A 14,306-nucleotide genomic window follows, 5' to 3' on the forward strand; every position below is an offset into this window, starting at 1 on the left:
TCAGGCTCCCCTCTTTTTTGGAGAGGGGCCGGGGGTGAGGTTCCCCGCGCCTGCTTTAACACAAAAAAAGCCCACCCGGCCAGCGGCCAGGTGGGCTTGTCTAATCAGTAGAAAATGGGAATTACTTACCCAGCTTCTTCTTCAGATTCTCGTCGAGCGCCTCCAAAAACTCCTCGGTGTGGAGGTAGTCGCGGCCGTGCTCCACCTTGTTGCCGTGGATGCAAACGGCCAGGTCTTTGGTCATTTTGCCGCTTTCCACGGTTTCGATGCACACCTGCTCCAGCGCGTGGCAGAAGTCGATGAGCTCCTGGTTGCCGTCGAGCTTGCCGCGGAACTCCAGGCCGCGCGTCCAGGCGAAGATGCTGGCGATGGGGTTGGTCGAAGTCGGCTTGCCTTTCTGGTGGTCGCGGTAGTGGCGCGTCACGGTGCCGTGGGCGGCTTCGGCCTCCATCACGGTGCCGTCGGGCGTCACGAGCGTCGAGGTCATCAAACCTAGCGAGCCAAAGCCCTGGGCTACGGTGTCGCTCTGCACGTCGCCGTCGTAGTTTTTGCAGGCCCACACAAAGTTGCCGTTCCACTTCAAGGCCGAGGCTACCATGTCGTCAATCAGGCGGTGCTCGTAGGTGATGCCGGCCGCTTTGAATTTCTCGAGGTAGTCCTGCTCGTAAATCTCCTGGAAGATGTCCTTGAAGCGGCCATCGTACTTTTTCAGGATGGTGTTTTTGGTGCTCAAGTACAGCGGCCAGCCCTTCATCAGGGCCTGGTTGAAGCAGGCGTGGGCAAAGCCCCGGATGCTTTCGTCGGTGTTGTACATGGCCAGGGCCACGCCGTCGCCCTTAAAGTTGTAGACCTCAAACGACTGCGCCTCGCCGCCGTCTTCGGGCTGGAAGCTGATGGTGAGCTTGCCCTTGCCCTTGGTTACGAAGTCGGTAGCGCGGTACTGGTCGCCGAAGGCGTGGCGGCCGATGCAGATGGGGGCCGTCCAGTTGGGTACCAGGCGGGGCACGTTGCTCATCACGATGGGCTCGCGGAACACGGTGCCATCCAAGATGTTGCGGATGGTACCGTTGGGCGACTTCCACATTTGCTTGAGGCCAAACTCCTTCACGCGCTCCTCGTCGGGGGTGATGGTGGCGCACTTGATGCCCACGCCGTACTGCTTGATGGCGTTGGCCGAGTCGATGGTAACCTGGTCGTTGGTTTGGTCGCGGTACTCGATGCCGAGGTCGTAGTACTTGATATCAAGCTCCAGGTACGGCGTAATCAGCTTATCCTTAATAAATTTCCAGATGATGCGGGTCATCTCGTCGCCGTCCAGTTCTACGACGGGATTGGCTACCTTGATTTTGCTCATGAGCGTGGTGGGGAAATGAAAACAAGTCTTGTGCGGTGCAAGCTAGCACCCCCGCGCCAACCAACGCCCCTGGCCCTACCTGCCCCGCCGCCCGCCCGCCCGGCCCCGCCCGCCGCCTGTTCTGAAGAAAGTAAAAAACGTGAGCGTTTGCATAGCCCGCTGGCGCGGAATAGTGCTACTGTTGGGGTGGGGTAGTAGGGAGCTTTTAGGCGTCGAAAAAACTGCTCCTTATCCACGCGCAACCTTGGTGCCCAGTCGCTACTGCGTCCAGTTCACCAGTTGCAGCCCTTCGATACGGCTGAAATGCCGGGTGTTGTTAGTAGCCAGTTGCAGATTATTAGCCAGCGCGATGCCGGCAATCAGCGTATCAGTCGGACCAATGCTTTGGCCCCGACTACGCAAGTCGGCCTCAATCCGCGCCGAAATAGCAACGGACTCCGTCGTAAGCGGCACAATCTCATGCAAAGCTACTAGCTGCTGAAACTGCCGCAGTTGCTGCCGGGCGTCGCGGTAAAGCAAGCCGCTCAGCGACTCGTAGTAAGTGATAATGCTGAATTGTAAGACGCCCTGCACCTGCATATACTCATAGGCGCGGCTATCAACGGTGGGCTGCTGCCGTAGCAGAAGCGACAGCGTATCGGTATCAAGTAGCGTCGGGCTCATCTTCTAAAAAAGGATTAGGACGGGTGAACAACTCAGCCCGCACCCGGCGCTGATAAGCCATAATATCATCCCATACTTCGTCCGGCAAGTTGTCGGTGCCTTGCAAAATCCGTCTGGTTTCTTCGGCTAGCCTTTTATTGGCTTCTTCCTTGGCTTTCAGCGCCTGCACTAGCTGGCCGACTTCTTCCAAGTGTTGCGGCGATATCTGTTGAATATCTTGAATAATAGTTTCGAGGGTTATCATAGCGCAGTGTTTTTAGTTACCCTAAGTTACAAAGGTTTCGGCCGGCGGCTCGGGTAGCGGCGGGCTTCGTCTTTTGAGTAAACTCGCTCATTACCAGCAAGTATTTACTTAATGCCTCCAAATAGAAGTCACGCTGGCCGCCAATAGCCACTTGCGCCCATAGCCCCGTTGTTAGCAATGAAAACTACGACAGTGACACACTTAGCGCTTAGCTATCAGTAAATAGAACATGTGTGCACATTAATTATCGTTATTAATCTAGCTTAAAGCTTGCACCGCGAGTGATGTCAAGTGCGAAGCTGTAAAAAAATGGAATGGTCCATATTTCTGTGTTTTTCTTACTCCGCTTATAAATAAATCCGATTCTCTCCAGTCTTTTTATAATATTAAGCCAATCACTGCCCAATATCTCTCTAAGCGATGATTCATTATGGTCAGCTTTGCCTCTTTCAAATAGTTTTATTTTTTCCTTTAAGTCGGGATATTCAGGATATATTCTGGTTTCAAGGTTTGAAGTAGAAGTGGCCTTTACTGCCTTTCGGATGGTTTCGGATGAAAAGAGAATACTATCAGCTAGCTCAACATTATCTCGTTGATTCTGTCTCACTTGAAAAACTTTTGCTTGAGCAAAAACGGATAGTAAATCTCTTGGGGTGACGACTAGATTCCCATCAGCAATTCGGTCACATATCCATTTGAACCCATCGGCTGCTCTGCCACGGTCAATCTTTCTGGGGAAAAGCTTGTAAAATATCTCTTCTCTTTGGGCAGAGTTTATTTGCGTATTGTTATCTACATGAACTATTTTCACTATTTCAGAATTTGTCAATAATCGTTTAACAAATAGTTCAAGCAAATCACTGTTTTCCCATGAAATAGGATTGCTTGCTCTGCTATTGATATGTGAAAGAGCCGGAAAATGCCCTGTATCTGTAACTCTTAAGTAAACATCATCTCGTAAAAAGATTTTTGTTCTTAAAATTTTATGGTCTGAAATATCTCGGTAAGCTAGTAGCAATCCTTTCAGAATAGTATTTTCTCTGTCCTCGTCACCCAGCACAATTTCATCTAATCTATCTAGTATTATCCATATTCTGAACTGGTATAGTTCGATTATGCTACTTAGTTCAGTGAATAATTCGTTAAATGGTATTACTATAGTTGTAGTATTTGCCGCTTTATTCGGATTGTCAGGAGCGTTAAACTCAACACCTAAACTATCTACTTTAACTTCGACCTTGTTAAAATGCCTAGCTTTATTTATGGCAAAATCAAGTAACTTTCTTAGATTATTAGGGTGGCTGTAAAGTATGTCATGCTTGCGTAGTTTTTTTTCAAATTTTATGATGTTTTCATCGTTTGTAAGCCTCTCCTTCGCACTTTTAAAAAACAACGCAATTAAATATATTTTCCAAGCAACCCTCAATTGGTCAGCAGTAGGAAATGCTTGTGAAGAAAGGTCTTTAAATACTTCTCTAAATTCGGGGTCGCCCGTGTGGTTCGTAGCCAAAACCAGTTGAACATTATTGATAGAATGATATTTGTTTTGATTATCTCTTACTTCCTTCCATAAAGCAGATTTGCCGGCACCTTTACTGCCTAAAATCAAATCCTTTCTATCTAATAAAAATTCATTTAGAACAGGGTGTGTTACAAAGCACTGTGTCAGTAATTCATCCTGCTCAGCAATTATTGAACCTAATTCAAGATTGTTCAAGATTGAGGTTTTTTGTGAGATATTCATACGATTTTAAAGATTATACTGTGCAAACAAAACCCCCGCGCCAGCCAGAGCCAACACGGGGGTGCGCTACTTAGCAACCGCCAAGCTACTACATATTCTTCACAATCTCCTCGCCAAACTCGCTCGTCTTCAACAGGGTAGCGCCGTCCATCAGGCGCTCGAAGTCGTAGGTGACGTGCTTGCTCTGGATGGCCGCTTCGAGGCCCTTGGTGATGAGGGCGGCGGCTTCTTTCCAGCCCAGGTACTCCAGCATCATCACGCCCGAGAGGATAACCGAGCCGGGGTTCACCTTGTCCTGGTTGGCGTACTTGGGCGCGGTGCCGTGGGTCGCCTCGAAGATGGCGTGGCCGGTGAGGTAGTTGATGTTGGCCCCCGGCGCGATGCCGATGCCGCCCACGATGGCCGCGAGCGCGTCGGAGATGTAGTCGCCGTTCAGGTTGAGGGTAGCGATAACCGAGTACTCGGCCGGGCGCAGCAAAATCTGTTGCAGGAAGGCATCGGCGATGCTGTCCTTGATGATGAGCTTGCCCTGCTCCTGCGCCTGCTTCAGCAGTGCATCGGCCACCTGCTGGCCCTGTTTGGCCACTACCTTATCGTACTGCGCCCAGGTGTACACCTTGCTGCCAAACTCCTTCTCGGCCAGCTCGTAGCCCCAGGTCTTGAACGCGCCTTCGGTGAACTTCATGATGTTACCCTTGTGCACGAGCGTCACCGAGGGCAGCTTGTGCTCCAGGGCGTACTTGATGGCGGCGCGCACCAGGCGCTCGGTGCCTTCCTTCGACACCGGCTTGATGCCGAACGACGACGAATCGGGGAAGCGGATTTTCTTCACGCCCATCTCGTCTTGCAGGAATTCCAGCATTTTCTGGGCCTGCGGCGTGCCGTTCATGTACTCGATGCCGGCGTAGATGTCCTCCGTATTCTCGCGGAAAATCACCATGTCCGTCAGCTCGGGGTGCTTCACCGGCGAGGGCACGCCCTCGAAGTAGCGCACCGGGCGCACGCAGGCGTACAGGTCCAGCTCTTGGCGCAGGGCCACGTTGAGCGAGCGGATGCCGCCGCCCACGGGCGTAGTCAGCGGGCCTTTGATACCCACCAGGTAGTCGCGGAAGGCGTCGAGGGTATCGTTGGGCAGCCAGTTATTTACCTGCTTGTAAGCTTTTTCGCCGGCCAGTACTTCTTTCCACACCAGCTTCTTTTTGCCGCCGTAGGCTTTTTCTACCGCCGCGTCGAACACGCGCTGCGAAGCGCGCCAGATATCCGGCCCGGTGCCGTCGCCTTCGATAAAGGGAATAGTGGGTTGGTCGGGAACGTTGAGCTTACCATTTTTGATGGTGATTTTCTGCTCTGCCATGAGGAAATAAGTTATTCTGATTTAGTCAGGTGGAGGGGGTGGGAAGAGGGGTAGTCTTTGTTGGGTGCCCGTCGGGCGGGGGAACCTCACCCCCCGGCCCCCTCTCCAAAAAAGAGGGGGAGCCTGACGCCTGTTCAACGTGTGCTTACGTCGGTTTGCGGTCGGCTCCCCTTTTTTGGAGAGGGGGCCGGGGGGTGAGGTTCCCGCGTTAGGTTTTAATAGCCAAATATTTCTTTCAATGTCAGCTGCTGCACCTCGCCATACTTTGCCAGTTCCTTGAAATTTAGCCGGTCCTTCGAGCCGATAACCAGAATCACCTGGTTTTGGCCCTTAATCTTGGCTTGCTGAAATTTCTGGAGCTCGCCAAACGTCATGTTTTGCGTTTGTTCATACACGTCGCGGCGCAGGTCGTAGTCGAGGCCGAGGCGGCGGGCGCGCTCATAGCTGAGTAGCACGGCCTCGTGGGTGATGCGGTCGGTGGCGATGCTATTGCGGATGCTTTGCTTGGCAATCACCAGGTTAGCATCGGCCAGAGGCATGTCGGTGAGGAGGGCTTCCATGCCGCTCATGGCCTCGGGCAGCTTGTCGCTCTGTGTGCCGATGTAGCTGAGGATGTAGTTTGAGCGGCCGGTTTTGTCGGCGTTGGCGTAGCGCGACATGGCCGAGTAAGCCAGCGCCTTGCTCTCGCGCAGGTCCTGAAACACGATGCTGCCCATGCCGCCGCCGAAGTACTCGTTGTAGAGCGCCACCGTGGGGGCCAGCGCCTTGCTGTACACGTCGCCCTTGGTCAGGAACAGGATTTCGGCCTGCACCATGTTGTAATTCACCCAGTACACCTTTTTCTGGTTCAGCGGCTGCTCGACAAAGTCCTTGGCGGCCGGGTCGGGCTTGAGGGTAGCGGGCGTTTTGTGAATCGTTCTGATTACATCAGTAATATCCATTTTAGCGCCCCATTCTTCCGATTTTGCATCTGCACCAATCTGCTTGGTAGTTGCTTCATCGTCAGCCTTCTTCATACCTCGCATCGCGCGCGGCCCATAGTACAGCACGCGGTGCTCATACGTGGGCAGCGATTTCAGCAGCGCCGTCAGTTGCTCGGGTTTCAGGGCTTTCAGCTGCGCCTCGGGGACGATGTTGGTAAACGGGTTGCGCGGGCCATACTTCGCGTAGTTCAGCATGGCCTGGTTCAGAATCACGCCCTTGTTGAGCTTAGCGTCCTGGCGCTGCTTCAGGATGCCGGCCACCTGGTTTTTGAGGGCCGCCGCGTCGGGGCGCGGGTTGTTGAGTAGTTGCTCAAACAGCTTCAGCGCCGGCTCCAGGTTGCTATCGAGCCCGCTGAGGCTGATGAGCACCCGGTCTTGGCTGCTGCTGACCGCAAACGAGCAGCCCAGCTTGTAAAACTCCTGTTGCAGCTGTGCCGCCGAATATTGCCCGGTGCCCAGGTACTGCAAATAATCGGTGGCTACGTCGAGCAGCGGCAGGTTGTTGGTGCCCAGGTCGATGGCGTAGAACAGGCTAAACAAACCGTTTTCGCTGTTCTTGGTGTAGTACAACGGCAGGCCCGGCTTGATGTTCGCCGTCTGGATATCTTTCTTATAATCAACGAAAACCGGCTGCAACTCGGTGCTCGGCAGCTTACTCACCTCGGTGTAGTAGGCCGAGGCCGCGTCGCGGTTGGCCGGCACCGGCGTGATGGCGGGCTTTACCACCTTCACCGTATTGGGGTCTTTGCCGGTGCGCTTGTACACGGCCACGTAGTTGGGGCCGTAGTGCTCCTTGGCAAACTGCACGATTTCGGCCTTCGTGATGGTGCCAAAATCCGCGTTCTGCTTCACGTAGTCGGCCCAGCTCACGCGCTCGATAAACGCCTCGTACATGGCCGAAGCGCGGGCCTCGTTGCTTTCGTAGCTCTTGGTGCGGCTCAGCGTCTCGTTGTTCACGATGGCCGGAATCAGCCAGTCGGGGAAGTCGCCTTTTTTGACTTTTTCCACCTCGGCCAGCATCAGCGCCTTCACCTCCTCCAGGCTCTGGCCCTGGCGCGGCGTGCCGTAGAGCACGTGCGTCGAGTAGTCGTCGTTGGCGTCGGCGAAGGTCTGCGCTTGCAGTACTTTCTGTTGCTGGTTCAGGTCGAGGTCGAAGAGGCCGGCCTGCCCGTTGGTCAGGATTTTGTCGAGCATCCGCAGGCGCAGGCCGTCGCGGGTGGCCTTGCCGCCGAGGCGGTAGCCCAGCATCACGTTTTCCGACTGCGGCCCCACTACTTCCTTCACGATGGGCGCCGTAATGGGCTGCTCCGTCGGCACGTTGAAGGCGGGCACCGGCTTCTGCTGCCAGTCGCCAAAGTACTTGTCAATCAACCGGATGGTCTGGTCGTAGTCCAAATCACCGCTGAGGCACAGCGCCACGTTGTTGGGCACGTAGTACTGCGTGAAGTATTTCTTAATCTCGGTTATCGACGGATTTTGCAAGTGCTCAACCGTGCCGATGGTCGTCTGGGTCCCGTAGGGGTGGGTAGGGTAGAGGCTCGCGTTCAGCGCCTCAAACTCCTTGTTGAAATCGGAGTCCAGCCCCCGGTTTTTCTCTTCGTACACGGCCTCCAGCTCGGTGTGAAACAGGCGCGGCACCATCTCCTTGAAGCGCTCGGCCTGCACCGCCGACCATTTCTCCAATTGGTTGCTCGGAATATCCTCCTGGTACACCGTTTCCTCATTGGAGGTGTGCGCGTTAGAGTTTTTCGAGCCGATGCTGCCCATCAGCTTATCGTACTCGTTGGGCACCGCGTAGCGCGCCGCCACCCCCGAAATCGAGTCAATCTGGTGGTACGTCCGCTTGCGCGCCGCCGGGTCGTTGCGCTGGCTGCGGTACGTCTCGTACAGCGCCTCTATCTTATTGAGCTCGACCTGCTCTTTGCCCCAGTCCTTGGTGCCCAGCTTCGAGGTGCCCTTGAACACCATGTGCTCCAGGTAGTGCGCCAGGCCGGTGGCCGTGGCGGGGTCATTTTTGGAGCCGGCGCGCACCGCGATGTAGGTTTGGATGCGCGGCGCGTTCTTGTAATCAGATAGATAGACCGTCAGGCCGTTGTCAAGCTTGTACACGCGCACGCCGAGCGGGTCGTTGGGCGCGGTGGTGTAGCGGTACTCTTTGGGGGCGGCTACCGGGCTGGCGGCGGGGGCGGTAGTGGTGGCCGTCGCGGCGGGCTTGCTCGACTGGCATTGGGTAGTGAGGCCCAGGGCAGCCAGGGCCGGGAGCAGCAACAGCGACGATTTATTCACAATTAATCTGGGCAGCGGGCAAGCAAAATTTCCGATAGGGGCACAAAGGTAGAAATTTGCGGGGGGAATAAAAAACAAAAAATTTCCTTGTATACTACGGGATTTAGGCCGTACTTAACGAGGTATTGTTTTGGGAAACAAATAATTGTGGAATAGGGCTCCTGTGGTCGGATATGCGCACTCGGCGCTCATGTCAGCAAAAGCCGTTATTTTACACCCTTTTTTGAGTAATAGCCTTGGTGGCGCGGCGCGGGCTACTAGCCCGTCCAAGCTCATGCACCTACGCAGCATTTTGGCTGGTTGAATGTAGAGACGCCTCCTTGCGTCTCCCGTCAGGCGGGATTAGCAACGCCGAGACACAAGGATGCGTCTCTAGACCCGCCCTACGCGATGACCTTACTAAATCTGCAAAGCGTTCTTGCCAATAGTAGCAAAAAGCCCGGCCAAAGTTGCTTTGGCCGGGCTTTCTTTTAGCTAAACACCTTACTCTGTGCTGGGCTCCGCCGCCGGAGCGCTGCCGCCCTCAGCCGGGCGGGGGCCACGGCCGCCGCGGTTGCGACCGCCGCGCTTGCGGCGGCGCTGGCCTTCCGTTTTTTCGCCGTTCTCACCTTCTGCGCGGGGCTCGCGCGGGGCGGTGGTTTCGCCTTCGGGGCGCGGCTCGCGGGGCGGGCGTGGGGTGCGCGGCGGGCGGGCGGCTTCGCCCTCGGGGCGTGGGGAGCGGCCTTCGCGCGGCGGGGCCACGTAGGGCGCTACCGGAGCCTGGCCGGCGTCGATGGCCGCGAGGCGGGCAGCGGCCTGAGCTAGGCGCTCGGCGCGCTGCGGGTCGTTTTTGGCGTCGCCGTCGCGGCGGGGGCCACGGTCGCGGCCGCCCCGGCCACCGTCGCGGCGGTCGCCTTCGGCGCGGGGCGGGCGCGGGCTCCGGTCGGTGCTGCCTGCGCCTTCGCGGCGGGGGCCGCGGTCGCGGCCACCACCCGAACCGCCGCTGCGGCCTTTGCCGCCCAGGCCGCTAAAGCGCTTGGGGTCAAACTCGGGCGCGGGGCCGTAGCCGAGGGCTTCGGTAATGGCCTGCTTCTCAATTTCGCGCTCGATGAGCTTCTCGATTTTAACGATGCGGTCCTGGTCCTGGTCGGCGATGAAGGTGATGGCCGTGCCGGTAGTAGCCGCCCGCGCCGTGCGGCCGATGCGGTGCACATAATCCTCGGCGGCGCGGGGCACGTCGAAGTTCACCACGTGGCTCAGCGAGTCGATGTCGATGCCCCGGCTCACCACGTCGGTGGCGACGAGGATGGGAAACTGCTTGTTTTTGAAGGCGCGCATGGTTTCCTCACGCTCTTCCTGGGTGCGGTCCGAGCTGATGCCCTGGGCCGGAAAGCCGAGCTTGTTGAGCGAGCGCACGATGCCCACCACGGCCGATTTCTTGCTGGTAAACAGCACCATGCTCTGCACGTCCTGCGCTTTGATAAGGTGCTCCAGCACGGGCAGCTTCTGGTGGTCGAAGGTCATGTAAAACTGCTGGTTGATGCCAGCGGCGGGCTTGCTCACGGCCAGCCGGATTTCATCGGGCTGGTTCAGAATCTGCTGCGAGAAGTCGCGGATTTTGCTGGGCATGGTGGCCGAGAACAGCAGCGTCTGCCGCTGCTTGGGCAGCTGGCGCACGATGTTCAGGATATCGTCCGAAAAGCCCATGTCCATCATCTTGTCGGCCTCGTCGAGCACCAGGTATTTCAAGTCCTCAAACTTGACGTAGCCGAGCTGCATATGGGCGATGAGGCGGCCCGGCGTGGCCACGATAATGTCGGCCCCGCTGGTGAGGGCGCGCTTCTGCTGCTCCCAGTTTTCGCTTTTGCCGCCCCCGTAAAGCGCAATGGACGAGGCTTCTACGAAGTAGCCGAAGCCCGTAATCTGCTCGTCTATCTGGGTGGCCAGCTCGCGGGTGGGCACCAGGATGAGGGTGGAGGTAGTGCCGTGCTTGGCGTGCGAAATGCGGTCGAGCAGCGGCACGAGGTAGGCGGCCGTTTTACCGGTGCCGGTCTGGGCGCAGGCAATGAGGTCTTTGCCCTCCAGGATTTTCGGAATCGCCTGCTCCTGAATGGGCGTGGCGTTGAGGTAGTTCATGGCGTCCACGCCGGCCAGCAGGTCGTCGTGGAGATTAAATTCGTGGAACGTCAAAGGGACAGCTTGGTAAGTGTGAGAAATTACGTGCTGACCTTGTATTTCCTGGGCCAGCAAACCGCTTGATTTAAAACAAAGGTAAGCTGAATAAGTGCCTGGCTTTTGTGCGGTAAGCTTTAGCTTGCCGGATAAGATTGGGGGCGGGGCGCTTACCTTACACGGCAAGCTAAAGCTTACCGCACATCCTATGGCCCTCGACCGCTTTTCCGCCCAGGCCGCGCACTACGCGCGCTACCGCATCGACTACCCGCCCGAGCTCTACGCCTGGCTTTTGCCCCAGGTAGCCAACTACCTGCGCGCCTGGGACTGCGCTACTGGCAACGGCCAGGTGGCTGCCGTGCTGGCCCAATCGTTTCGCGAGGTAGAGGCTACTGACCTCAGCGAAAAGCAATTAGCCGAAGCACCGCCGCTGCCCAACGTGCGCTACCGCGTGGCCACGGCCGAACGCACGCCCTTCCCCGACGAGCATTTCGACCTGATAACCGTGGCGCAGGCCGTGCATTGGTTTGACCAGGCGGCCTACCACGCCGAGGTACGCCGCGTGGCCGGCCCCGGCACCGTGCTGGCCGAGTGGGGCTACAACCTGGTGCAAACCGGCGACGCGGCGCTCGATGCCTGGATTTTACATTTTCACAATGAAACAGTTGGTCCGTATTGGGACTCCAACCGCTGGCACGTGCTTGACGAGTACGCGCGGCTGCCATTCCCGTTTGCGCGGGTGCGGCGGGCGCGGTTTGCGGTGCGGCGGCAGTGGTCGGCCGCGTGGTTTCTGGACTACCTGCGCACGTGGTCGGCGGTGGCGAACTACAGCAAGCAGCACGACGGGGCCGACGTGGTGGCGCAGGTGGCCGGGGAGCTGACGCGGCTGTGGGGCGATGGCGAGCGCGAGGTGGTGTTTCCGGTGTTTACGCGGGCGGGAATTGTAAAGTAAGCTTTAGCTTGCTGGCGTAATTCAGTACGTTGCCGGGCCAATTGCCGGCAAGCTAAAGCTTACCCTACATGCAACTCCCCTTCGCCGGCCTCCGCGTGCTCGAACTCGCCTCCGTGCTGGCTGGCCCGCAGGTGGGCCAGTTTTTTGCCGAGCTGGGCGCAGATGTGCTCAAGATAGAGCCGCCCGCCGGTGACGTCACGCGCACCTGGCGCGTGGCCGGCGACGACCCCGATAGCAGCGTGTCGGCCTACTTTTCGGCCTCCAACTGGGGCAAGCAGGCGCTGACGCTCGACCTGCGCCAGCCCGCCGCCCAAGTTGAGATTCAAGGCTTGGCCGCTGCGGCCGACATTATCCTGACCAGCTACAAGCCCGGCGACGCGGCCAAGCTCGGCGTGGCCTACGAGGCCTTGGCCGCTCAGAATCCGCGCCTCATCTACGCGCACCTCACGGGCTACGGGCCGGGCTACAACCGCGTGGGCTACGATGCCGTGTTGCAGGCCGAGGCCGGCTTTATGCACCTCAACGCCGCCAGTCCGCACGACCCGCCGCAGAAAATGCCAGTAGCATTTATCGACCTTTTTGCCGCGCACCAATTGAAAGAAGGAATCCTCACGGCCTTATACCAGCGGGAGAAAACCGGGCAGGGCTGTCTTATCGAGGTGAGCTTGTGGGACAGCGCCTTAGCCTCCTTGGCTAACCAGGGCGCTACCTGGCTCACCACTGGCCACGACCCCGTGCCGCTGGGCTCGGGCCACCCCGGCATCGTGCCCTACGGCACGGTGTACCGCGCCGCCGATGGCCAGCGCCTGGTGCTGGCCGTGGGCACCGATGCGCAGTTTCGCACGCTTTGCGAGGTGCTGCAACGCCCGCGCTGGGCCGACGAGCCGCGCTTCGGCACCAACCCGGCGCGGGTGCGGCACCGCGCCGCGCTCGAAGAGCTGCTCCTCGTCCGCATCGCGGAGCTGAATGGCTGGGCCTTGCTGCACGAGTTGGCGCGGCTGGGCGTGCCGGCCGGCGCGGTGCGCTCGGTGGGCGAGGCGCTGAGCACCGACCTGGCCCAGGCGATGCTGCTGCCGCCGCAGCCGCCGTTTCCGGGCGCGGGGCTGCGCACGGTGGCGTTTCGCAGCTCGGCGTGGCCGGTGGCGGCGGGGCTGGGCGCGCCGCCCGAGCAGCGGTAGCGGGCGTTTGGTAGTTGGACTAACGCCACGGTAGAGTAGGAAAGTAACGCCAACCTAGCCTTCCCCGTTGGGGTTTGCTATACTTCTATTCTTTCACTTCCGTGCTACTACTACGCTTTTTATTTGGGGCGCTGCTGGGCTTACTGCTGCTGGCCCGGCCGGCGCAGGCTTATTCGGTGCTTAGCCACCAGGCCAATATTGACTCGTGCTGGACGCCCTACATGCGGCCCACGCTGGAGCGGCGCTTTCCGGGCGGCACGCCCGACGAGCTGCGCGAGGCCAAGGCCTACGCCTACGGCGGCTCCATTATGCAGGATATGGGCTACTACCCGTTTGGCTCCCACCTGTTTACCGACCTGGCGCACTACGTGCGCTCGGGCGATTTTGTGGAAAACCTGCTCAAGCAGGCCAAAGACCGCAACGAGTACGCCTTTGCGCTGGGCGCGCTGGCGCACTACGCGGCCGACATCTACGGGCACGAGGTGGGCATTAATAAATCGGTGCCGCTGCTGTTTCCAGAGCTGAAAAAGAAGTACGGCCCGGTCGTGACCTACGAGCAAGACCCCGTGGCCCACGGCCGTACCGAGTTTGCCTTCGACGTGACGCAGCTGGCGGCGGGGCGCTACCGCTCGGCGGCCTACCACGATTTCATCGGTTTCAAGGTGAGCGAAGACCTGCTGGAGCGCGCCTTTGCCCAAACCTACGGCCTGGAATTAAAGCAGATAGTGATGAGCACGGGCCTGGCCATCGGCTCGTACCGCTTTGCGGTGCGCAACCTGATACCGCTGGCCAGCCGCGCTGCCTGGCGCGCCAACCGCCACGAGCTGCGCCGGGTAAACCGCCGCATTCGCCGCCGCGACTACATTTATAAGGAAAGCAAAAGCAAGTTTGAGGCGCAGTACGGCAGCAACTACGAGCGGCCGGGCTTCGGGGCGCGCATCCTGGCCGGGGTTATCCAGATTATTCCGAAAGTTGGCAAGCTCAAGTCTTTGAAATTCATCGCGCCCACGCCCGAGGCGCAGCGCATTTTCAGCCAGAGCTTCCGCGAAACCATCGTGAGCTACGCGCAGCTGCTGAGCAAGCTCAACGGCACCGTGGGCCAGGCCCCGCCGCTGCCCAACGTGGACTTCGACACCGGCCACACTACCAAGCTGGGCGAGTACCCGCTCGCCGACCATACCTATGGCGAGTGGGTGCGCGAGCTGGCCAAAAACGACTTCAAAAACACCACGCCCGTGATGCGGCAGGACATCCTGACCTTTTTCAGCAACGCGCCAAAGGGGCCGCTCGACAAAGAGGAAAAGGAAAAAGAGAAGCGCCAGGAAACCCTGGCCGCGCTGGAGCGCCTGCGCGCGCTGAAGTGAGTAGGCAAATCGCTGAGCGGTGTAGAGACGCAA

At 58.3% G+C, this 14,306-nt stretch carries 10 protein-coding genes; 3 read left to right on the forward strand and 7 right to left on the reverse strand.

All coding sequences use genetic code 11. From position 1 onward, the window contains the following. Positions 1-121: 121 nt before the first annotated feature. The 7 genes from VFO93_RS03275 to VFO93_RS03305 all read right to left on the reverse strand — a co-directional run bounded on the left by VFO93_RS03275 (position 122) and on the right by VFO93_RS03305 (position 10,743). Positions 122-1,354 (reverse strand): NADP-dependent isocitrate dehydrogenase, encoded by a 1,233-nt coding sequence (locus tag VFO93_RS03275; RefSeq protein ID WP_325132887.1) that lies wholly within the window; start codon positions 1,352-1,354, stop codon positions 122-124. Positions 1,355-1,612: 258 nt separating this feature from the next. After that, the gene (locus VFO93_RS03280; protein ID WP_325132888.1) at positions 1,613-2,017 is read right to left on the reverse strand and encodes a type II toxin-antitoxin system VapC family toxin; all 405 of its coding nucleotides are present in this window, start codon (positions 2,015-2,017) and stop codon (positions 1,613-1,615) included. Beyond that, complete coding sequence (locus tag VFO93_RS03285; RefSeq protein ID WP_325132889.1) at positions 1,998-2,261, reverse strand: hypothetical protein; 264 nt, start codon at positions 2,259-2,261, stop codon at positions 1,998-2,000. Before VFO93_RS03285 ends, VFO93_RS03280 begins: the two co-directional genes overlap by 20 nt. A gap of 253 nt (positions 2,262-2,514) precedes the next feature. Continuing rightward, positions 2,515-4,005 (reverse strand): P-loop ATPase, Sll1717 family, encoded by a 1,491-nt coding sequence (locus VFO93_RS03290; RefSeq protein ID WP_325132890.1) that lies wholly within the window; start codon positions 4,003-4,005, stop codon positions 2,515-2,517. Positions 4,006-4,093: 88 nt separating this feature from the next. Continuing rightward, complete coding sequence (gene icd, locus VFO93_RS03295) at positions 4,094-5,359, reverse strand: NADP-dependent isocitrate dehydrogenase (protein WP_325132891.1); 1,266 nt, start codon at positions 5,357-5,359, stop codon at positions 4,094-4,096. 215 nt (positions 5,360-5,574) lie between these two features. After that, positions 5,575-8,628 (reverse strand): M16 family metallopeptidase, encoded by a 3,054-nt coding sequence (locus VFO93_RS03300; RefSeq protein ID WP_325132892.1) that lies wholly within the window; start codon positions 8,626-8,628, stop codon positions 5,575-5,577. 483 nt (positions 8,629-9,111) lie between these two features. After that, positions 9,112-10,743 carry a DEAD/DEAH box helicase gene (locus VFO93_RS03305; RefSeq protein ID WP_325132896.1) on the reverse strand — a complete coding sequence of 544 codons (1,632 nt, stop codon included), beginning with the start codon at positions 10,741-10,743 and terminating at the stop codon, positions 9,112-9,114. 244 nt (positions 10,744-10,987) lie between these two features. Here VFO93_RS03305 and VFO93_RS03310 point away from each other — a divergent pair, with 244 nt between their 5' ends. The 3 genes from VFO93_RS03310 to VFO93_RS03320 all read left to right on the forward strand — a co-directional run bounded on the left by VFO93_RS03310 (position 10,988) and on the right by VFO93_RS03320 (position 14,273). Next, on the forward strand, positions 10,988-11,731 hold the full coding sequence (locus VFO93_RS03310) for a class I SAM-dependent methyltransferase (protein WP_325132893.1): 744 nt from the start codon (positions 10,988-10,990) through the stop codon (positions 11,729-11,731). Positions 11,732-11,799: 68 nt separating this feature from the next. Then, on the forward strand, positions 11,800-12,909 hold the full coding sequence (locus tag VFO93_RS03315; RefSeq protein ID WP_325132894.1) for a CoA transferase: 1,110 nt from the start codon (positions 11,800-11,802) through the stop codon (positions 12,907-12,909). 101 nt (positions 12,910-13,010) lie between these two features. Beyond that, positions 13,011-14,273 carry a zinc dependent phospholipase C family protein gene (locus VFO93_RS03320; protein ID WP_325132895.1) on the forward strand — a complete coding sequence of 421 codons (1,263 nt, stop codon included), beginning with the start codon at positions 13,011-13,013 and terminating at the stop codon, positions 14,271-14,273. The last annotated feature ends 33 nt before the right edge of the window (positions 14,274-14,306 follow it).

This window comes from Hymenobacter sp. (genome assembly GCF_035709525.1).
In the GTDB taxonomy this organism is placed as follows: Bacteria; Bacteroidota; Bacteroidia; order Cytophagales; family Hymenobacteraceae; genus Hymenobacter.